Annotated in this window: 18 protein-coding genes; 3 read left to right on the top strand and 15 right to left on the bottom strand. The window is 65.9% G+C overall.

What is annotated here, in order from left to right; translation table 11 throughout:
* Window positions 1-32 precede the first annotated feature (32 nt).
* The 13 genes from BAC01S_RS33695 to BAC01S_RS08060 all read right to left on the bottom strand — a co-directional run bounded on the left by BAC01S_RS33695 (window position 33) and on the right by BAC01S_RS08060 (window position 14,080).
* Window positions 33-455 carry a serine O-acetyltransferase gene (locus BAC01S_RS33695; protein WP_084168356.1) on the bottom strand — a complete coding sequence of 141 codons (423 nt, stop codon included), beginning with the start codon at window positions 453-455 and terminating at the stop codon, window positions 33-35.
* A 132-nt stretch (window positions 456-587) separates the two neighbouring features.
* A complete protein-coding gene (locus tag BAC01S_RS08115) occupies window positions 588-1,454 on the bottom strand; it encodes a M48 family metallopeptidase (RefSeq protein ID WP_027794311.1) in 867 nt (288 codons plus the stop codon).
* A 72-nt stretch (window positions 1,455-1,526) separates the two neighbouring features.
* A complete protein-coding gene (locus tag BAC01S_RS08110; RefSeq protein WP_027794310.1) occupies window positions 1,527-2,288 on the bottom strand; it encodes a lysophospholipid acyltransferase family protein in 762 nt (253 codons plus the stop codon).
* 72 nt (window positions 2,289-2,360) lie between these two features.
* Entirely contained in the window at window positions 2,361-2,924 is a 564-nt protein-coding gene (gene gmhB, locus BAC01S_RS08105) for a D-glycero-beta-D-manno-heptose 1,7-bisphosphate 7-phosphatase (protein ID WP_027794309.1), read from the bottom strand.
* Between the two features lie 30 nt (window positions 2,925-2,954).
* The gene (glyS, locus tag BAC01S_RS08100; protein WP_027794308.1) at window positions 2,955-5,054 is read right to left on the bottom strand and encodes a glycine--tRNA ligase subunit beta; all 2,100 of its coding nucleotides are present in this window, start codon (window positions 5,052-5,054) and stop codon (window positions 2,955-2,957) included.
* A 16-nt stretch (window positions 5,055-5,070) separates the two neighbouring features.
* The gene (glyQ, locus tag BAC01S_RS30640; protein ID WP_084168343.1) at window positions 5,071-6,078 is read right to left on the bottom strand and encodes a glycine--tRNA ligase subunit alpha; all 1,008 of its coding nucleotides are present in this window, start codon (window positions 6,076-6,078) and stop codon (window positions 5,071-5,073) included.
* Between the two features lie 158 nt (window positions 6,079-6,236).
* Window positions 6,237-7,946 (bottom strand): apolipoprotein N-acyltransferase, encoded by a 1,710-nt coding sequence (gene lnt / locus BAC01S_RS08090; protein ID WP_027794307.1) that lies wholly within the window; start codon window positions 7,944-7,946, stop codon window positions 6,237-6,239.
* A gap of 213 nt (window positions 7,947-8,159) precedes the next feature.
* Window positions 8,160-9,053 carry an HlyC/CorC family transporter gene (locus BAC01S_RS08085; protein WP_027794306.1) on the bottom strand — a complete coding sequence of 298 codons (894 nt, stop codon included), beginning with the start codon at window positions 9,051-9,053 and terminating at the stop codon, window positions 8,160-8,162.
* 136 nt (window positions 9,054-9,189) lie between these two features.
* Window positions 9,190-9,864, bottom strand: a complete 675-nt coding sequence (locus BAC01S_RS08080; RefSeq protein WP_027794305.1) for a gamma-glutamylcyclotransferase — start codon at window positions 9,862-9,864, stop codon at window positions 9,190-9,192.
* Window positions 9,865-9,894: 30 nt separating this feature from the next.
* On the bottom strand, window positions 9,895-10,356 hold the full coding sequence (gene ybeY / locus BAC01S_RS08075; RefSeq protein ID WP_027794304.1) for an rRNA maturation RNase YbeY: 462 nt from the start codon (window positions 10,354-10,356) through the stop codon (window positions 9,895-9,897).
* 35 nt (window positions 10,357-10,391) lie between these two features.
* Window positions 10,392-11,498 carry a PhoH family protein gene (locus tag BAC01S_RS08070; RefSeq protein WP_027794303.1) on the bottom strand — a complete coding sequence of 369 codons (1,107 nt, stop codon included), beginning with the start codon at window positions 11,496-11,498 and terminating at the stop codon, window positions 10,392-10,394.
* Between the two features lie 34 nt (window positions 11,499-11,532).
* A complete protein-coding gene (miaB, locus tag BAC01S_RS08065) occupies window positions 11,533-12,906 on the bottom strand; it encodes a tRNA (N6-isopentenyl adenosine(37)-C2)-methylthiotransferase MiaB (protein WP_027794302.1) in 1,374 nt (457 codons plus the stop codon).
* Window positions 12,907-13,111: 205 nt separating this feature from the next.
* A complete protein-coding gene (locus BAC01S_RS08060) occupies window positions 13,112-14,080 on the bottom strand; it encodes a LysR family transcriptional regulator (RefSeq protein WP_027794301.1) in 969 nt (322 codons plus the stop codon).
* Window positions 14,081-14,182: 102 nt separating this feature from the next.
* Between BAC01S_RS08060 and BAC01S_RS08055 the strand changes: the two genes are divergently transcribed.
* Window positions 14,183-15,373 carry an MFS transporter gene (locus tag BAC01S_RS08055; RefSeq protein WP_027794300.1) on the top strand — a complete coding sequence of 397 codons (1,191 nt, stop codon included), beginning with the start codon at window positions 14,183-14,185 and terminating at the stop codon, window positions 15,371-15,373.
* A 42-nt stretch (window positions 15,374-15,415) separates the two neighbouring features.
* Here BAC01S_RS08055 and BAC01S_RS08050 read toward each other — a convergent pair whose 3' ends face one another.
* On the bottom strand, window positions 15,416-16,102 hold the full coding sequence (locus tag BAC01S_RS08050; protein WP_027794299.1) for an HAD family hydrolase: 687 nt from the start codon (window positions 16,100-16,102) through the stop codon (window positions 15,416-15,418).
* Between the two features lie 193 nt (window positions 16,103-16,295).
* Between BAC01S_RS08050 and BAC01S_RS08045 the strand changes: the two genes are divergently transcribed.
* Window positions 16,296-16,673, top strand: coding sequence for a hypothetical protein (locus tag BAC01S_RS08045; protein WP_027794298.1), 378 nt, complete (start codon window positions 16,296-16,298; stop codon window positions 16,671-16,673).
* 275 nt (window positions 16,674-16,948) lie between these two features.
* On the opposite strand, the gene BAC01S_RS08040 is transcribed toward BAC01S_RS08045, so the two are convergent.
* Window positions 16,949-17,146: a hypothetical protein gene (locus BAC01S_RS08040; RefSeq protein ID WP_027794297.1), complete on the bottom strand. Its 198-nt coding sequence runs from the start codon at window positions 17,144-17,146 to the stop codon at window positions 16,949-16,951.
* Window positions 17,147-17,839: 693 nt separating this feature from the next.
* Between BAC01S_RS08040 and BAC01S_RS08035 the strand changes: the two genes are divergently transcribed.
* Window positions 17,840-18,643, top strand: a complete 804-nt coding sequence (locus tag BAC01S_RS08035; protein ID WP_407667913.1) for a ferritin-like domain-containing protein — start codon at window positions 17,840-17,842, stop codon at window positions 18,641-18,643.
* Window positions 18,644-18,739 lie beyond the last annotated feature (96 nt).

The raw sequence follows: 18,739 nt of genomic DNA, 5'->3' as shown, positions 1-18,739 counted from the left end.
GGGGCGTGATGCCAACCGATCCAGCGTCGGACTTATTGAGCGCTTTTTTCGACAGGTCGAGCCGGGATTCCAACCACTGTCGTGTGAGGCGAAACATCTGTTAGAACAACGGCATTCGCACCGATCACTGCATTGCGGCCGATGGTTACGGAGCCAAGAATGCACGCACCGGCCCCGATAACGACGTCGTCTTCGATGATTGGTGCGCCAGGACGGCCGCCCCCTCGACCTCCAATAACGACGTTCGGGGAAATAATAATGTTTGACCCCAGCTTGGCATGCCGATGCACAACGATACCTAAGCCCTGATAGCCGAACGTGACGTTCCTTCCGACTTGAACCGACGGCGGTAGCGAAACGGAAAAGAGGATGCGATTGACGATTTTAAGAAGCCGCGGCAGGAAAGGCACGTGGTAGCGATAGAGTAAGTTCGACAATCGGAAGATATATATCATCTCACTGGCAAGTGATAAGGATGCGACTCGCCAGCATCTCACACGCGTTTGAATGATTCTATAGTACAAGTTCCCAAATCGTCTTCTTCAGCCGGCGGGATGACCGGGAAGCGACGTTGTGCCGTTTCGTCATTACATCTCCAATGGACACTGCTTCAACACCTTCCTCGCCTCCCGAAACTCCGGAAAAATCGACTCTACGGTCCGCCAGAATCGCGGACTATGATTCATCTCCCGGAGGTGCGCGAGTTCATGCGCCACGACGTAGTCCACAACAGAAAGCGGAAAGTGAATCAGCCGCCAGTTGAGCCGGATCCGCCCTTCGCTTGAGCAGCTACCCCAGCGCGTGGCCGCAGACGATAGCGCATAAGACCGGAACGCGACCCCAAGCTTCGCCGCATAGACGCCAAGCCGGTCGCCAAAAACCCGCGTCGCTTCGCCTTGCAGCCACCCAGTCACGCGGTCCTTGATCTGCTGCGAATCCGCGTGGGGAGGCAGGGGCAACGCGAGCACTCGCGTTTCTTCGTCGAAGGCGAGAACGGAAGCCCCAAGCCGCAACCGTATCGGCTTGCCAAGGTAAGGCAGTTCCGCCCCGTCCCCCCACTCCACGCGCGGCAGCGCACGCTGCTCCACGCGCGTCTGCCACTCGGCCAGTTTCGCGAAGATCCACCGCTGCTTTTCGGCGATCGCCGTTTCGATGTCGGCAAGTGTCACCCACCGCGGCGCCGTGATGGCAAGCCCGGTGCTGTCGATCACGAAGCCGATCGATTTACGCGACGAGCGTTTGAGCCGGTAATGCAGTGTGCGAGCGCCCAGGGCGACGCTGCGCAGCCGCGTGCCGTCCGGAGCGAGCGGCACTTTATTCGGATGTTGGGAGGGTGTCGGCGTAGGCGAGGGGGAACGCGGCAGGACGTCCGGCGCCGCCTCGCCAAAAAGCGGCAAATCGAGCTGCCGGTTATCGAGCGCCGCAGCAGGCCGCGGCGTGTTGGACTTCTGCATCGTCAGGTCGGGTGCGATTGAGCGTGTGCTGCTTGCGCGATGCTCGCGTCGCCCAGTTGCGGCCCGCGCACATCAGATGCGTGCCGTATTGGCCGACGCGCCATCGGTCTCGCGATACGCCGCCGGGTCGATGCGCCGCATCTCGGCTTCGATCCACTTTTCCACACGCGTATTCACGGCATCGGGCGAGAGTCCGGTCGTCTCGATCGGCTTGCCGATCGACACCGTGACTATACCCGGATATTTGATGAACGAGTTGCGGGGCCAGACGCGACCCGCATTGTGCGCGACCGGCACAACCGGCGCGCCGGTTTCTATGGCGAAGCGTGCTCCACCGGTCTTGTACTTGCCCTGTTTGCCCGTGGGCGTGCGCGTGCCTTCCGGGAACATGATGACCCACGCGCCTTCGGCCATGCGCTGTTTGCCCTGGCGCGTCACCGAATCGAAAGCGTGTTTGCCTTCCTTGCGATTGATGTGGACCATCTTCAGCATGCCGAGCGCCCAGCCGAAGAACGGCACGTAGAGCAGTTCGCGCTTGAACACGTAGCACAGTGGCCGCGGCATCAGTGCGGGAAAGGCCAGCGTCTCCCAGGCCGACTGGTGCTTCGAGAGAATCACCGCCGGTCCGTCAGGCAGATTCTCCAGGCCTTCTATGCGGTAGCGAATACCGTTGAGCCAGCGCGTGACGAAGAGCGTCGTGCGGCACCAGCCTACTGCCATCCAGTAGCGTCGGTCGGCGTTCATGAACGGGAAGGCGATGAAGCACGCCGTCGCGTAAGGCATCGTGAACACGATGAAGTAGATGAACAGCAGCAGGGAACGGAGAAAGCGCATCGATCGGGCCGGGAGGATTGAGCGGGTGGCGCCGTTGTGCGCCTTGCCCGGTCGGGTTAGCGTCGCATGAGTTCAGGCGGACTCGTTGGCAAGAAAGTCGAGTGCGAACGCGCGCAAGTCGTCATGGATCTGCGTGCCTTCGGGCAGGCCGCCCGCAGCGAGGGTTTTTTCGCCTTTGCCGGTGCGCACGAGGTGCGTGGGAAAGCCGAGCGCGGCGCCCGCCTGCAGGTCGCGCAGCGAGTCGCCCACCACCGCCGTGTCCTCCGGCGCCACTTCGAAGCGTTCCGAGATCATCTTCAGCATGCCGGGCTTCGGCTTGCGGCAGTCGCAGTGGTCCTGCGCCGTGTGCGGGCAGAAGAACACGGCGTCGATGCGTCCGCCCACGGCAGCCGCGAGGCGGTGCATCTTGATGTGCATGGCGTTGAGCGCGGCGGTGTCGAACAGGCCGCGGCCGATGCCCGACTGGTTCGTCGCCACCGCGATGCGGTAGCCCGCCTGGTTCAGGCGGGCGATCGCTTCGAGGCTGCCGGGGATCGCGATCCATTCGTCGGGCGACTTGATGTACGCGTCGGAGTCGACGTTGATTACGCCGTCGCGGTCGAGGATCACGAGTTTTCTGCTGGAGCTGGTCGGCATGGCGTCGCGTTCAGTAGTGGGCCGGCAACATCAGGCGGCCAGCCGCGAGATGTCGGCGACGCTGTTCATCTGCCGATGCAGCGCCTTGAGCAGCGCGAGACGATTGGCCCGCAGCGCCGGGTCTTCGGCGTTCACCATGACGTCGTTGAAGAACGTGTCGACTGTTTCGCGCAGCGCCGCGAGCGCCGTGAGCGCGCCCGTGTACTCGCGCGAAGCGAGCTGCGATTCCACGCGCGGCGCGACCTGTTCGAGCTGCGCATGCAGCGCCTTTTCCGCGGCTTCGACGAAGAGCGCGATCTGCACGCCGGCGTCGTCGGCCATCTCGGACTTCTTGAGAATGTTCGAGATGCGCTTGTTCGCGGCCGCGAGCGAGGCCGCTTCGGCGAGCGCTGCGAATTCGCGCACGGCGTCGAGGCGCGCGACGATGTCGTCGAGTCGCGTGGGGTTCAGCGCGAGCACCGCGTCGATTTCGGCGGCGGCGTAGCCGCGTTCGCGCAGCAAGCCGCGCAGGCGGTCCATGCAGAATTCGTAGATCGCGGCCGTCGAGTCGGTTACGGCGGGCACGTCGGCGAACTGGCCTTGAGCCGCGCGCAGCAGTTCAACGAGGTCGAGCGGCAGTTGCTTTTCGACGAGAATGCGCAGCACGCCCAGCGCATGACGGCGCAGCGCGAACGGATCCTTTTCGCCGGTGGGCGCGAGGCCGATGCCCCAGATGCCCACGAGCGTTTCCAGCTTGTCCGCGAGCGCGACGATCGTGCCCGTGGGGGTGCCCGGCAGCGCGTCGCCGGAGAAGCGCGGCTGGTAGTGCTCGGAGCAGGCGATCGCCACTTCTTCGGGCTCGCCGTCATGGCGCGCGTAGTACGTCCCCATCGTACCTTGCAGCTCGGGGAATTCGCCCACCATGTCGGTCAGCAGGTCGGCCTTCGCGAGACGCGCGCCGCGCTTCGCGAGCGCGACGTCGGCGCCGCACTGTTGCGCAATCTCGCCCGCGAGCGCTTCGAGGCGCTCCACGCGCTGCAGCTGCGAACCGAGCTTGTTGTGATACACGACGTTCGCGAGCAGCGGCACACGGTCGGCCAGCGGCTTCTTCTTGTCCTGCTCGAAGAAGAACTTGGCGTCGGCCAGACGCGGGCGCACGACGCGCTCGTTGCCTTCGACGATCTCGGCGGGCGTGTCGGTCGCGATATTCGAGACGATCAGAAAGCGCGAGCGCAGGCGGCCTTGCTCGTCCGTGAGCGCGAAGTACTTCTGGTTCGTCTGCATCGTGAGGATCAGGCATTCCTGCGGCACTTGCAGGAATTCGTCCTCGAACTTGCATGCGTACACGACCGGCCATTCGACGAGCGAGTTCACTTCGTCGAGCAGCGCCTCCGGCATCACGGCCTTGTCGCCGCCGGCCGCGGCGATCAGCTGCGAGCGGATCGATTCGCGGCGGTCCGCGTAGTTCGCGATCACGAAGCCTTTGTGCTGGAGCGTGTGCGCGTAGTCGTCGGCGCGCGTGATGGCGATCGTGCCTTCCGAGAGGAAGCGATGGCCGCGCGTGGTGTCGCCGGCGTCCACGCCGAATGCGCTCACCGGCACGATCTGGTCGCCATGCAGCGCGGTCAGGCGATGCACGGGGCGCACGAACTGCACGTTGCTGCCGTCCGGGCGCTGGTAGGTCATGACCTTCGGGATCGGCAGCTTCGTGAGCGCTTCGTCGAGCACGGCCTGCAGGCCGTCGGCGAGCGTCGCGCCGGGTGCCGCGTAGCGCAGGAAGAACGCTTCGTTCTTGCCGTCCGAGGCGCGTTCGAGGTCGCTCACGGGGAAGTCGGGGAAGCCGAGCGCCGCGAGCTTCTTCGCGAGCGGTGCGGTAGGCTGGCCGTTGGCGTCGAGCGCGACCGAGACGGGCAGCACTTTTTCGCGCACCTGCTTTTCGGGCGCGACGCTGCGCACGTTCTTGATCGTCACCGCGAGGCGGCGCGGCGTGGCGTAGCGTTCGAACGCGAGATTGCCTTCGATCAGGTCGCGCGCGGCGAGGCGCTGCGCGATGCCTTCGGCGAAGGCGTCGCCGAGGCGCGCGAGGGCCTTCGGCGGCAGTTCCTCGGTCAGCAGTTCGACGAGGAGGGTGGCGTGATGGGCTTGGGTCATTGTTCTGGTGATCCGGTCATTCCTCGTCGAACTTGCGTTCGACCTTCAGCGGCGGCGCCCACGCGGGCATCGCGGCTTCCTGTTCGTCGGTGGTGAGGCCGGGCACGCCGTGCACCGGATTGCCGAGCATCGGGAAGCCGAGCTTTTCGCGCGATTCGTAGTACGACTGCGCGACGCTGCGCGAGAGCGCGCGAATGCGGCCGATGTAGGCCGCGCGCTCGGTCACGGAGATCGCGCCGCGCGCGTCGAGAAGGTTGAACGTGTGTGCGGCCTTGAGCACGAGTTCGTAGGCGGGCAGCGCGAGCTGCTGCTCCATCATGCGCTTCGCTTCGCCTTCGTACGCGTTGAAGAACGTGAACAGCAGGTCGACGTTCGCGTGCTCGAAGTTGTACGTGGACTGCTCGACTTCGTTCTGGTGGTACACGTCGCCATAGGTGAGGCGACGGATCTCGGGGCCGTTCGGGCCTTGTTCCTCCCACTCGGTCCAGACGAGGTCGTACACGTTCTCGACCTTCTGCAGATACATCGCGAGGCGCTCGAGCCCGTAGGTGATTTCGCCGAGCACCGGCTTGCAGTCGAGCCCGCCCACCTGCTGGAAGTACGTGAATTGCGTGACTTCCATGCCGTTGAGCCACACCTCCCAGCCAAGGCCCCAGGCGCCGAGCGTGGGGTTCTCCCAGTCGTCCTCGACGAAGCGCACGTCGTTTTGCTTCAGGTCGAAGCCGAGCGCTTCCAGCGAGCCGAGGTACAGGTCGAGAATGTTTTCCGGCGCGGGCTTGAGCACCACCTGGTATTGGTAGTAGTGCTGCAGGCGGTTCGGGTTTTCGCCGTAGCGGCCGTCTTTCGGGCGGCGCGACGGCTGCACATAGGCTGCCCGCCACGGCTCGGGGCCGATCGCGCGCAGGAAGGTGTGGACGTGCGAGGTGCCGGCGCCGACTTCCATGTCGATCGGCTGGAGCAGCGCGCAGCCCTGCTTGTCCCAGTAGGACTGGAGCGTCAGGATGATTTGCTGAAACGTGAGCATGAAATGCCTGCAGTTTGCTTTTTTGGGGCAGGAAACCACGGCTCCGGCGGCGCGCGCGGGCGAGGGCCCGGCAGCCCGGGCCGGAAGACGGCCTGGTGCTAAAACGTTGAATTTTACCGGATTGGCGCGGTATTGAGACCTGGGCGGCGATTGCGGGGTTAGCGCGGAGTCTTGCCGCGCCCCGGCCGTCCCGGCCCGAAGGCGAAGCCGAACGCCAGCATCAGGAGCGAAATCGCGACCACGGTATTGTTGCCGCTCGTCACGTAAGGCGTGAATCCCGCCGTGCCCTCGACGCGCACGTCGAGCGAACCCGCCGTGAAGGTGGGCAGGCGCGCGATCACGCGGCCGTGGGCGTCGATGGCGGCTGTCGCCCCCGTATTGGTGGCGCGCAGCATGGGGCGGCCGGTTTCGAGCGAGCGCATGCGCGCGATCTGCAGATGCTGGTCGAGCGCGATCGTGTCGCCGAACCAGGCGAGGTTCGTAGAGTTGATGAGGATGCCGGGCGAGGCGGCGTTCTCGTGCACGGTGCGGGCGATCTCTTCGCCGAAGATGTCTTCGTAGCAGATATCGACGGCCACGGGCTGGTTGTGCACGAGGAACGGCGGCTGTACGGGCGCACCGCGCGCGAAGTCGCCGAGCGGAATGTTCATGAGATTCACGAACCAGCGGAAGCCCCAAGGCACGAACTCGCCGAAGGGCACGAGATGGTGCTTGTCGTAGCGATAGAGCCCAGGCTTGCCCGGTGTGATGCCGAAGAGGCTGTTCGTGAAGTCGACGACGCGGCCTTCCGGCGTGATCGTGCCGCCGACGGCGCCGAACAGGACGGCCGTGCCGGTGGAGTCGGCGAAACGCCGGATCGCCAGGGCGAAGGGCTGCGGCATGTCCTGCAGCAGCACGGGGATCGCGGTTTCGGGCGTGACGATGAGGTCGGCCGGCTTTTCGGTGATGAGCTGCTGGAATTCGTCGAGGGCGGCCATCGTGCCGGTTTCGGAGAACTTCATCTCCTGCTTGACGTTGCCTTGCAGGAGGCGCACGTTCAGCGGCGCGCCGCTGGGTTCGGTCCACGGCACGAGCGGCAGCAGCATTCCGGCGGCGATCGCGGCCACGGCGACACCGGCCGGCATCGCGACGGCGGCGCGCGGCGCCCCGCGGCGTCGCGCCGGTGCCGCGGGCGCGTCGGCGAAGGGGCGTCCTTTCAGCGCACATGCGCGCACGAGCGCCTGCGTGACCAGCGCCGCGACGAGGGCGAGCACCCAGCCCACGCCGTACACGCCAGCGATGGGGGCATAGCCGGCGAGCGGTCCGTCCACCTGTGCGTAGCCGCTCGAGAGCCACGGGAAGCCGGTGAAGACGTAGCCGCGCGCCCATTCGCCGAGCGCCCATGCACTCGCGAAGGCAAACGCGCCGTGCCACGTGGGCGAGAACGGAATGTCGTCCGCGCGGCCGTTGCGGGCATGTCCCGCGCAGAACGACCAGACCGCGGCGGCCAGGGCTGGATAGAGCCCCAGATAGAGCGAGAACAGGGCGAGCGCGGCGCCCGCGAGCGGCGCGGGCATGCCGCCGTAGTCGTGCATGCTCACGTACAGCCACCACACCCCGATCACGAAGTTGCCGAAGCCGAATGCCCAACCGGTGAAGAGCGCGCTCTTCCAGCCCGCGGTGCGCGTGAGCCAGAAGTAGAAGCCCGCGAAGATGGCGATTTCGAGCCAGCCGCCGTGCGGCGTGGGCGCGAAGGAAAGGGTGTTGAGCGCGCCCAGCGCAGCGGTGGCGAGATAGTGCCAGACGGGCAGCGCGCGGCGCGCGACACCGTTAGCGGTTTCGGTCGCGCGCGCCTGGGAGCGCGCGCGGTTATCAATGGGTTCGGCCATACGGTGCGAAGAAGTGCTGCAGTAAAAAAGCGCGAGCGCGGCGGTGGCGCGTCGAGCGCGAATTGCGGGACGAGCGCAACGATAGCATTTTCGTGCGTCGTTACCGGGACGGTCGTCTGGAACCGCCAGGGGCCAGCTCGCGGTCCCCTGGCGTCCGAAGCAAAAACGCCAGCCCGGAGGCTGGCGTCGTCGGTCGCCTGGTTGGCGGGCCGCTCAGGTTCCCGGCGGCTGCAGCTCGCTTTCGCGCTGACCGGCCATCGGGTCGCGGCGCACGAGCAGCATGTGAACCTGGCGGGCGTCGGCGCGCAGCACCTCGAAGATCAGGTCGCCGATCCGCACCTTCTCGCCGCGGTGCGGCACGTGCCCGAAGTGGTGCGTGACGAAACCGCCGATCGTGTCGACTTCCTCGTCGGGGTAATGGGTGCCGAACACCTCGTTGAACTGCTCGATCTCGGTGAGCGCGCGCACGCGGTGGCGCCCATCCGGCGCGGCGATGATGTTGCCGCTTTCCTCGTCGAAGTCGTACTCGTCCTCGATGTCGCCAACGATCTGCTCCAGCACGTCCTCGATCGTGATGAGGCCGGCGACGCCGCCATATTCGTCGACGACGATCGCAATGTGGTTCCGGTTCACGCGGAAGTCGTGCAGCAGCACGTTCAGCCGCTTCGATTCGGGAATGAACACGGCCGGGCGCAACATGCCGCGCACGTCGAACTCTTCTTGCGCGTAGTAGCGCAGCAGATCTTTCGCGAGCAGCACGCCGATCACGTTGTCGCGATTGCCCTCGTACACCGGGTAGCGCGAGTGCGCCTTCTCCAGCACGAAGGGGATGAAGTCGTCGGGACGGTCGGCGATGTTGATCGCGTCCATCTGGGCGCGCGGGATCATGATGTCGCGCGCGCACAGTTCGGAGACCTGGAACACGCCTTCGATCATCGACAGCGAGTCGGCGTCGATGAGATTGCGGGCGTGCGCGTCCTGGAGGATTTCGAGAAGCTCGCTGCGCGAGTCGGGCTCGGGCGAGATGAAGTCGGTCAGTCGCTCGAGCAGCGAGCGCTTTTCCTGCGGTTTGTCGGTATGTCGTCGACTGGGATAGGAGTCGTTCATGGTGGTGCGCCTTGAAAGCCAGTTGATGGCCGGGCGCGCTGTTGCGGAAGGTTAAGGATACATCATGCCCGTGGCGCGTCTGTGTAAGCCAGGGGCGCCGGCCACCCAATCGTAACGCAGATGTCGTGCAGATGCCTCAGGCGCAGCGCGCGAGCAGCCGCTCCAGAGCCCGGTCGGGCATGCCGCTGTCGCGCAGCGCGTCGACCGTGCGCCGCACGTAGTCGAGCGTCGTGCCGTAGCGCCCGCTCGCGCAGCCTAGCACCGTGCGTACGGTGTCGTCGGTGAGCTTGCCGGTGTAGGTGGGCACGTCGCGCCGCATGACGAAGGCGAGCGCTGCAACGCGCCGCCCGTCGTCGAGCGCGCAGGGCAGCCACGCCGGCCGGTACGAGCCCATCGGCATTTCGCGGCGCCAGAGCGCTTCGAGGTGGGGCATCACACCCTCGGCGGCGAGGCGGAACGCCACGCCCGCGCAAGAGCCGCCGCGATCGAGCGCGAGCACGAGCCCCGGCTGTTCGGGCGTGCCGCGGTTCACGCGCGACCACAGGTAGAGCCCGCGGTGAAAGCCGTGCACGCGCGAGCGCACGTTCTCGACGGTGGGAAGCCCCGGGTTCCAGATCAGCGAGCCATAGCCGAAGAGCCACAGGTCGCCCGCGCGGTCCCAGTCCGCAAGCGTGTCTTCGAGCGAGGCGCGCAGTTCGGCTTCGGTGAGCAGGCGCGGCTCGCCCAGCGCCGGCGGGTAGCCGGCGCCGGGGGCGGGCGCGGTGCCGCCCGAGGGCGGTTCGTGAAGCGGATCGGGGGTCTTCGCGCTCATCTCGTGCAGGCCGGGCAGCGACGCCGGGGCTTATTTGTACGGATCGGGAAAGCCCAGCGAGGTCAGGATTTCGGTCTCGATGCCTTCCATTTCCTCGGCTTCGGCCTCGTCCTCGTGATCGTATCCCTGCGCGTGGAGCGCGCCGTGCACGAGCAGGTGCGCGTAGTGCGCGGCGAGCGGCTTGCCCTGCTCGGCGGCTTCCTTTTCGACCACCGGGCAGCAGAGGATCAGGTCGCCGGTGACGGGGTCGTCCTCGCTCTCCGCATAGGCGAAGGTGAGCACGTTGGTCGAGTAGTCCTTGCCGCGATAGGTGCGGTTGAGCGTGCGGCCTTCCTCGGCGTCGACGAAGCGCACGGTCAGCTCGGCATCGGCGAAAAGCGCGGACTTCACCCACGCCGCCACGGTCGCGCGCGGCAGCGCCGCCTTGTGCTGTGGGAACGCCTTGGCGGCGGGGAACTGCACGGTCAGTTTGAGTTTCGGTGTGCGGGCCATAAAAGCTCGAGCAGCGCTTGCGGTCGGACGGGCACTCAGCGGGCGTCGCCGTTGCCTTCGTCCTTCTTCGAATGAGCGTCGTATGCCTCGACGATACGCGCTACGAGCGGATGGCGCACGACGTCGGCACTCGTGAAGCGCGTGAGCGCGATGCCGCGCACGTTGGCCAGCACCTGCTGCGCCTCGATCAGGCCGCTCTTGTGGCCGCGCGGCAGGTCCACCTGGGTGGTGTCGCCGGTCACGACGGCCTTCGAGCCGAAGCCGATCCGCGTGAGGAACATCTTCATCTGCTCGGGCGTGGTGTTCTGCGCCTCGTCGAGGATGATGAACGCGTGGTTGAGCGTGCGGCCGCGCATGTAGGCGAGCGGCGCGATCTCGATCATCTGGCGCTCGAACATCTTCGCCGTCTTGTCGAAGCCGAGCAGATCGTAGAGCGCGTCGTACAAAGGACGCAGATACGGATCCACCTTCTGCGCGAGGTCGCCCGGCAGGAAGCCGAGACGCTCGCCCGCTTCCACGGCCGGGCGGGTGAGCACGATGCGCTTGACCTGGTCGCGCTCGAGCGCGTCCACGGCGCAGGCCACCGCGAGATAGGTCTTGCCGGTGCCGGCCGGGCCTACGCCGAACGTCACGTCGTGCGAGATGATCTGCTTCAGGTACTCGCGCTGCGCGGGCGTGCGCCCGCGCAGGTCGGCGCGGCGCGTGTAGAGCTTCGGGCCGAGTTCCTCGGCGTCGATGTCCTGACCCGCGGGTTCGTCGAACGGATGATCGGGGTCGCCGCGAAAGCGCGGGTCGATCTCGACAGCGCCGCCGCTTCCGCCGCTTCCGCCATTCCCGCCGTTAGCGCCATTGCGCGCGTCGTTCGCCTGGCTGCCTCGATGGCGCGTTTCCACGAGCGCCAGCTGGATATCGTCGACGGAAAGCGGATCGCGCGCCTGGTTGTAGAAGTTCTCGAGCGCGGTGAGCGCGAGTTTCGCGCCGCGGCCGCGAATCGCGATCCTGTGGCCGCGGCGCGAGAGCGTGACGTCGAGCGCCTGTTCGATCTGCCGCAGGTTTTCGTCGAGCGGGCCGCAGAGGTTGGCGAGCCGCGCGTTGTCGTCGCGCGGCGCGTTGAATTCGAGTTGCTGTTGCTGATTCTTCAAGGTAGCAGTGAACTCCGGTTCAGGGTTCGCGCGTTCAGTGCGGGAGCGCCGACGTGTCCTCGTGCGCGAGCGTAAGCTCGCCGCGCAGCGAATGCGGATACGCGTGATTGATCTTCACGTCGATCATCTGGCCGATCAGGCGTGCATGCGAAGCGAGGGGTGCCGGGAAGTTCACGACGCGGTTGTTCTCCGTGCGGCCCGAGAGCTCGCCCGGATCCTTGCGCGACGGACCTTCCACGAGAATGCGCTCGACCTTGCCCACCATCGACCGGCTGATGCGCTGCACGTTCTCTTCGATCACGGCCTGCAGGTGCTGCAGGCGCTTGAGCTTCACCTCGCGCGGCGTGTCGTCGTGCAGGTTCGCGGCGGGCGTGCCGGGGCGCGGGCTGTAGATGAACGAGAAACTCGTGTCGTACTTCATCTCTTCGACGAGCGCCATCGTTTTCTGGAAGTCCTCTTCGGTCTCGCCCGGGAAGCCGACGATGATGTCGGTGGAAAGCGAGAGGTCCGGGCGGATCGCGCGCAGCTTGCGGATCACCGACTTGTATTCGAGCACGGTATAGCCGCGCTTCATCGCCATCAGTACGCGGTCCGAGCCGTGCTGCACGGGCAGGTGCAGATGGCTCACGAGCTTCGGCACCTTCGCGTAGGTATCGATGAGGCGCTGCGTGAATTCCTTCGGGTGCGAGGTCGTGTAGCGGATGCGCTCGATGCCGGGAATATCGGCCACGTATTCGATCAGCGTGGCGAAGTCGGCGATGTCGGTCGCGCCGGCCGTGAGCGCGCCAAGGTAGGCGTTGACGTTCTGGCCGAGCAGCGTGACTTCGCGCACGCCCTGGTCGGCGAGTCCGGCGATTTCGGTGAGCACGTCGTCGAGCGGGCGCGACACTTCCTCGCCGCGCGTATAGGGCACGACGCAGTAGCTGCAGTACTTGCTGCAGCCTTCCATGATCGAGACGAACGCGCTCGGGCCTTCCACGCGCGCGGGCGGCAGATGGTCGAACTTCTCGATTTCCGGGAACGTGATGTCCACCTGCGCGCGGCCGCTCGCGCGGCGCGCGTCGATCATCTGCGGCAGGCGGTGCAGCGTCTGCGGGCCGAACACGAGGTCGACGTAGGGCGCGCGCGCGACGATCGCCGCGCCTTCCTGGCTCGCCACGCAGCCGCCCACGCCGATCAGCAGGTTCGGGTTCGCTTCCTTGAGTTCGCGCACGCGGCCCAGGTCGGAGAACACCTTCTCCTGGGCCTTCTCGCGCACCGAGCAGGTGTTGAAGAGGATCACGTCCGCGTCTTCGGGCGTGTCGGTTTTCACGAGGCCTTCGGCGGCGCCGAGCACGTCGACCATCTTGTCGGAGTCGTACTCGTTCATCTGGCAGCCAAAGGTCTTTACATAAACTTTCTTGGTCATCGGGGATTCGCCGTTCGCAGTGGTTGACCTGGGGGCGTCGTCCGGGTGCTGCGGGTCTGGACTACGGTGAAAAGGGGACTGAATTGCGCGGTGTGCTTCTGGTTTGCCTTTGCTCCGTGGTGCGTTGTTTTCCCGTGCGTTTCGCTCGCACATGCTTGTTTTGTACGCGTTTTGTGAAGCCGGACCGCGGTTCAGCAATCCAGCATTATAGCCTTTTGCGCCGTCCGCCCCGGGGGGCCGAAACGGGTGCGCACGGCACGAGCGCGTCCAGTTCGTCGGCGACCTGCGCGAAGCGCGCGGTAAGGAAATCGAGCACGACGCGCACGCGCGGCGCAACGAAGCGGTTGCGGTGGTAGAGCGCGTGCAGCGGTGCATCCGGATAGCGCCAGTCGGGCATGAGGATTTTGAGGCGCCCGGCGCGCAGGTCGTCGGCGACGTCCCAGATCGATTTCACCGCGAGGCCATAGCCGCATAGCGCCCACTGGCGCGCGACGGCGCCGTCGTTGGTCTCGAGCGCCGTCTCCAGCGGCACCGTGTGCTGCTGGATGACGTCGCCGCGCGCGAAGCGCCACTCGTTGACGGGACCCGCCGCCGAGCCGATCACGATGCAGTCATGCCCGGCCAGATCGTGCGGCTCGCGCGGTTCGCCGCGCCGCGCGAGGTAGGCGGGCGATGCGCACAGCACGCGCCGGTTCGGCGCGAGGGGCCGCGCGATCAGCGAGCTGTCTTGCGGCGTGCCGAAACGGATCGCCAGGTCGATGTCCTCCTGCACGAGATTCGCCAGCGAGTCGGTGAGCATCAGCGCGAAACGCACTTCGGGATACTGCTGGCGGAACTCGTCGAGCCACTGCATCAGCAGGTTGCGGCCGAAGTCGGACGTTGCCGAAATCCGCACCTTCCCGCGCACGACGTTCTGGCCCTCCTGAAGCGCGGCCTTGGCGTCGTCGAGCGAGCGCAGCGCCTGCTCGCTGCAGTTCAGGTAAAGACGGCCTTCGTCGGTGAGGCGCAGCTGGCGCGTGGTGCGGTCGAAGAGACGCGCATGCAGGCCGGCTTCGAGGCGCGCGAGCCGCGCGCTTGCCGCCGCGGGCGTGAGCCCCAGCTTGCGCCCCGCGGCCGAAAGGCTGCCGAGCCGTGCCGCCTCGACGAAAAGCCGGATGTCGCCCAGATTGTCCATCGCCGCGATTATCAGATTCTGTTTGAAAATGATTCAAATGCTACGCCAATTATCAAATTGACGCGGCGCAGCGACAATGCCCGAACGATTCTGGAGTCCGCGATGCCCGTTCCTCTGCTTGCGCTGGCGATCAGCGCTTTTGCCATCGGCACCACCGAGTTTCTGATCATGGGCCTGCTGCCCGAGGTCGCGCACGACCTTTCGGTGTCGATTCCCGCCGCCGGTCTCCTCGTGACCGGCTATGCGCTCGGTGTTGCCGCCGGCGCGCCGCTGCTCGCCGTGCTCACGAGCCGCATGCCGCGCAAGCTCGCCCTGCAACTGCTGATGGGCATTTTCATCGTCGGCAACGTGCTGTGCGCCGTTGCCACGAACTATCCGCTGCTGATGGTCGCGCGCGTCGTCACCTCGTTCGCGCACGGGTCGTTCTTCGGCATCGGCGCCGTGGTGGCCGCCTCGCTCGTGAGCGCCGAGAAGCGCGCCAGCGCGATCGCGCTGATGTTCACGGGCCTGACGTTGGCGACCGTGCTGGGCGTGCCGTTCGGCACGGCCATCGGGCAGCAGTTCGGCTGGCGGGTGGCCTTCTGGATCGTCAGCGCGTTCGGCGTGATTTCGCTCGCGGGCGTGAGCGCGCTCGTGCCGAACCATCACGACAGCGCGCCCGCCGGGCTCGGCCATGAGGTGCGCGTGCTGCGCGATCCGCAGGTCTGGATGGCGCTCGGCATGACGGTGCTCGGTTTCGGCGGCGTGTTCGTGGTGTTCACCTATATCGCGCCGATCCTCGAGCAGGTGAGCGGCTTCTCGCCGCGCGGCGTCACGCTGATGCTCGTGCTGTTCGGCCTCGGGCTCACGCTCGGCAATACCTTGGGCGGCAAGCTCGCCGACCGCGCGCTGATGCCCTCGCTGATGGGCATCCTCGTGCTGCTGGTCGTCGTCATGGCCGTATTCACGAAGACGAGCCACGCGAGCGTGCCCGCCGCCATCACCGTGTTCGTCTGGGGTGTTGCCGCGTTCGCGACCGTGCCGCCGCTGCAGATGCGCGTGGTGGCGAAGGCCGCGGCGGCGCCGAATCTCGCCTCGACGCTCAACATCGGCGCCTTCAACGTCGGCAATGCGATGGGTGCGTGGCTCGGCGGCCTGGCGATCGCGCACGGCGTGGCGCTCGATGCGCTGCCGTGGGTGGCCGCGGCGGTGTCGGTGGCGGCATTGCTGCTGACGGCGTTTGCGGCGCGCCTCGACGGACGCACGGCGGCGGCGCGCAGTGCGCGCGTCGCGGTCAGGCAGGATGCCTGCTGAGCAGTGCGCCGGTCTGGCCGGACTGCGCTACGGCCGGCGAGGCTAGGACTGCACGTCGCCGAATTCCCCGCGCACGCCCGCCTCGACGAGCGCGGGCAACGCCTCCATCCGCTCGATGATCCGGTTGATGCCCATTTCCCGCAACACGTCCGCATAGCCCGCGGGAATGTGGCTCGCGCCGACGAACGCGATCGTCTTCATGCCGGCTGCCCGCGCGGCATTCAGGCCGGAAATGCTGTCCTCGACGACGACGCAGCGTGCCGGCTCGACGTCGAGCGTCTGAGCGGCATGCAGATAGACGTCCGGATAAGGCTTGGGGCGCGCGACCTGCTCGGCGCTGAACACACGTTCGCCGAAGATCGCATCGAGCCCCGCGCGGTGCACCGACGACCTGACGCGCGCGAGGCGGCTGTTCGACACCACGGCGGCCGGCAGTGCGATCTGGCGCAAGGCATCGCGCACGCCGTTGATCGGGCATAGCGACTCCGCGAGCGCAATCTCGATATTGTGGTCGATGGTATCGAGGAAATCGTCGGGCATCGTAAGCTGAAAGCGTGCGGCGACGTCGTCGAGAAAGCGCGACGTTTGCTGGCCGAAAGCCGATTTCACGACGGGGTGGAAATCGACGCCGGGGAAGGTGCGGCTCAGCGTTTCGAACAGCACGCGATCGGCAATGACTTCGCTGTCGACGAGCACGCCGTCGCAGTCGCAAATAAGGTGGTCGATCATGCGTAAGAGAGCGGGCAAAACGGCGGACCGTCGGCAATGCGGCAGATCCGGGTGGGCGGGAGGGCTGAAAGCATCATGATACGTGCTTTTGTGCGCCTCGCCCGAACGGCCAGGAGGTCGGGCGGGCCGTGCAATGCGACAATGGCCCATCGAGCCCGACTGACGGATCGTTCAACCGGAAAAAGGAGAAGACATGCGTGGACTGGCGATGATCGGCGCGGCGGCATTGCTGGCGGGATGCGCGAGCACGCCGGCGCCGGAGGGCGGTGGGTTCGGCGGCCCGTCCTTTGCCGCTTTGCAGCAGATGTGCGGCGGCCAACCAGCCGACTTCGGCGCCGACACTCAGGCGGTTTATGCCGCGACCTTCGATGCGTACGTCGCCAACCGGCGCGGCAAGCTCTCGCAGGAGCAGTACTGCGGCTTCCAGGCGGCGCTCGCGCAGCATTACAGCGCGCTTGGCACGAGCCACGATCCTGAGGCGCGCAATCAGTGGGTGACGTATCTCAATCAGCAGCGGGCCGCGGCCATCAGCTGGCGCGCAGCGGTGGACCCCACCTTGCGCGCCGGCTGAGAGCCGGGCGGGGTGTCGGACGAAGCGATTGCGAATACAGCACGGTGGCACTGCCGCGGAACGCCCAAGGCAATGCAGCTGGAAAAAGTGGTCACGCGGGCATGAAGCGCGCGGGTCCGCGTGACCATGCACTGCAGGCGCGTTCGTCTGAAGCCGTGCGCCTGCATCGGGGATGGATTCGACGAAGCGGTTCGGCGGGTGCTTCCCGCGTGCCGCTGCGGCCGAAAACGTTTAAAGGGCAGTGGGAGAGCGCCTTGCATGCGGCGCCCGCTCGCCTAGGAGCACCGTTTGATGGCTCGCAGCGCGGTGTCGCCGCTTTCGGTGAGTCGCCATTGCTGTCGGCCCGAGGCCAGCCGTTCCAGCTGAACCAACTGGCGCTCGAGCAATGCGTCCAGTTCTTCTCGTTCCATGTCGATCTGATTGGGGGCGTCCTTCACTAGCAGCAAAGTGGCAAATTCATGCGGACTCAGCATCGTTCTCTCCGTGTTACCGCATCAGAGGTCGCCGCGGTGAGCCTCATGGGCAGTCCGGCGACAGAATGCGGTGGGTGTGAGCGAAAGCCTGCAACCGCGCGGATCGTTTGCTGAACACATCGGCCAGTTCCGGCGGCCAGAACAGTGGCCAAACAGCATCCAGCCCGGGATCGGCGGCGGGGAACTGGAGTGTAGTCAAAGGGCCTGCGTTGTACAAACCACGCCCCGAAAATTTTCCGTTTGACATTCGCCCTATCGAGCAGCGGGTTATGCGAGCGGGCAAATCCTTGATTTCACTTCAAGTTTGCACCGCGGTGCCGCAATGCGCGGTGGGTCGAGCGTTTGCGCGGGCCGTGGGCCGATGCCCGGAATGTCGCGACGGCGGGTCGACTCCGTGCGCCGGGTTCGCTTAATGCGCGCAGCGTGCCAAAGTGCCGGCCCATCGCCGCCGACCGATGACCTCGGTGGGGACCGTTCAAGGCGTCTTTTCCGGAACTGGACCCGCCGGGAGCGGTCTGTGCTCTTTGACTGCAACCTGGCGAAACAACAGCTAAGATGGATCACAGATGGCTGGTACCTTCCACCGCGCAGGAAGGCCGGTGCAGGTCGCACGCTGCGCCGCGCGCTGCGCGGATACGGATACCGCTTTGGGAGCACAAGACAATGCATAACGACATTGAGCCTCGCCACGTGATGCCTTGGCGCATCGAAGACATTGACCTTACACGCATCGATCGTCGGCGCGCCGCGGCCAACGAAGATCTGATGCTGCTGCTGTGTGCCTCGTCGTTCATCGAGAGCGGCTCGGACCTGTACACCAGCAATCTGAGCGTGTTCTTCAATGGCGACCCCGAGGTCTCGGAATGGCTCAACACCGAGTGGGAGCCGGAGGAGCTTCAGCACGGCCGCGCGCTGAAGACCTACATCCAGTACGTGTGGCCCGAGTTCGACTGGGACACCGCGTTCCACAACTTCTTCGCGGAGTATTCGAAGACCTGCTCGTTCGAGGAGTTCGAGAAGACGCGCGGGCTCGAAATGGTGGCGCGCTGCGTGGTCGAAACGGGCACGGCCACGCTGTATCGTGCGATTGGCGAATGCTCGAACGAGCCGGTGCTCAAGGAGATCACCGACCACATCCGCTCCGACGAAGTGCGCCACTACAAGCACTTTTTCCGCTACTTCAAGAAGTACAACCAGATTGAGGGGCAGGGCCGGCTGGCGGTGCTCGGCGCGTTGCTGCGCCGGGTAATGGAGATCAAGAACGAGGATTCGGAGATCGCGCTGCGTCACGTGTTCGCCATACGTTATCCGGACCGCGTGAACGACCCCGCTTACAACCGCGAACTGACTGCGCGCGTGAACCGGCTCGTGCGGCACAATCTTTCGGCTGACATGTGCGTGAAGATGTTGCTCAAGCCGCTCGATATTCCCGCGCGGATTCAGCCTGGCGTGCATTACCCGCTCGCCAAGATCACGCAGCACGTGTTCTTCCGCTAGGCAAGCGCGCTGCGCGTTGCAGGCAAAAGGCCCGCCGGATGTTCGGCGGGCCTTTCTGTTGCGCGAAGACTCTCTCGCGCAGTCCTTTAGACGATG

Origin of the sequence: Paraburkholderia acidipaludis NBRC 101816 (assembly GCF_000684975.1) — a bacterium.
GTDB classification, from domain to species: domain Bacteria; phylum Pseudomonadota; class Gammaproteobacteria; order Burkholderiales; family Burkholderiaceae; genus Paraburkholderia; species Paraburkholderia acidipaludis.
The sequence above is the reverse complement of the archived record's forward strand: the minus strand, read 5'-3'. Positions and strand labels throughout refer to the sequence as shown.

Excerpts from the sequence above, each read along its gene's own strand:
- BAC01S_RS08055 (WP_027794300.1), top strand. The coding sequence starts at position 14,183 with ATGCCCGTTCCTCTGCTTGCGCTGGCGATCAGCGCTTTTGCCATCGGC.
- BAC01S_RS08060 (WP_027794301.1), bottom strand. The coding sequence starts at position 14,080 with ATGGACAATCTGGGCGACATCCGGCTTTTCGTCGAGGCGGCACGGCTC.
- miaB (WP_027794302.1), bottom strand. The coding sequence starts at position 12,906 with ATGACCAAGAAAGTTTATGTAAAGACCTTTGGCTGCCAGATGAACGAG.
- BAC01S_RS08050 (WP_027794299.1), bottom strand. The coding sequence starts at position 16,102 with ATGATCGACCACCTTATTTGCGACTGCGACGGCGTGCTCGTCGACAGC.
- gmhB (WP_027794309.1), bottom strand. The coding sequence starts at position 2,924 with ATGCCGACCAGCTCCAGCAGAAAACTCGTGATCCTCGACCGCGACGGC.
- ybeY (WP_027794304.1), bottom strand. The coding sequence starts at position 10,356 with ATGGCCCGCACACCGAAACTCAAACTGACCGTGCAGTTCCCCGCCGCC.
- BAC01S_RS08040 (WP_027794297.1), bottom strand. The coding sequence starts at position 17,146 with ATGCTGAGTCCGCATGAATTTGCCACTTTGCTGCTAGTGAAGGACGCC.
- BAC01S_RS08045 (WP_027794298.1), top strand. The coding sequence starts at position 16,296 with ATGCGTGGACTGGCGATGATCGGCGCGGCGGCATTGCTGGCGGGATGC.
- BAC01S_RS08085 (WP_027794306.1), bottom strand. The coding sequence starts at position 9,053 with ATGAACGACTCCTATCCCAGTCGACGACATACCGACAAACCGCAGGAA.
- BAC01S_RS08115 (WP_027794311.1), bottom strand. The coding sequence starts at position 1,454 with ATGCAGAAGTCCAACACGCCGCGGCCTGCTGCGGCGCTCGATAACCGG.
- BAC01S_RS08080 (WP_027794305.1), bottom strand. The coding sequence starts at position 9,864 with ATGAGCGCGAAGACCCCCGATCCGCTTCACGAACCGCCCTCGGGCGGC.
- BAC01S_RS33695 (WP_084168356.1), bottom strand. The coding sequence starts at position 455 with ATGATATATATCTTCCGATTGTCGAACTTACTCTATCGCTACCACGTG.
- BAC01S_RS08035 (WP_407667913.1), top strand. The coding sequence starts at position 17,840 with ATGCCTTGGCGCATCGAAGACATTGACCTTACACGCATCGATCGTCGG.
- BAC01S_RS08110 (WP_027794310.1), bottom strand. The coding sequence starts at position 2,288 with ATGCGCTTTCTCCGTTCCCTGCTGCTGTTCATCTACTTCATCGTGTTC.
- lnt (WP_027794307.1), bottom strand. The coding sequence starts at position 7,946 with ATGGCCGAACCCATTGATAACCGCGCGCGCTCCCAGGCGCGCGCGACC.
- glyS (WP_027794308.1), bottom strand. The coding sequence starts at position 5,054 with ATGACCCAAGCCCATCACGCCACCCTCCTCGTCGAACTGCTGACCGAG.
- glyQ (WP_084168343.1), bottom strand. The coding sequence starts at position 6,078 with ATGCTCACGTTTCAGCAAATCATCCTGACGCTCCAGTCCTACTGGGAC.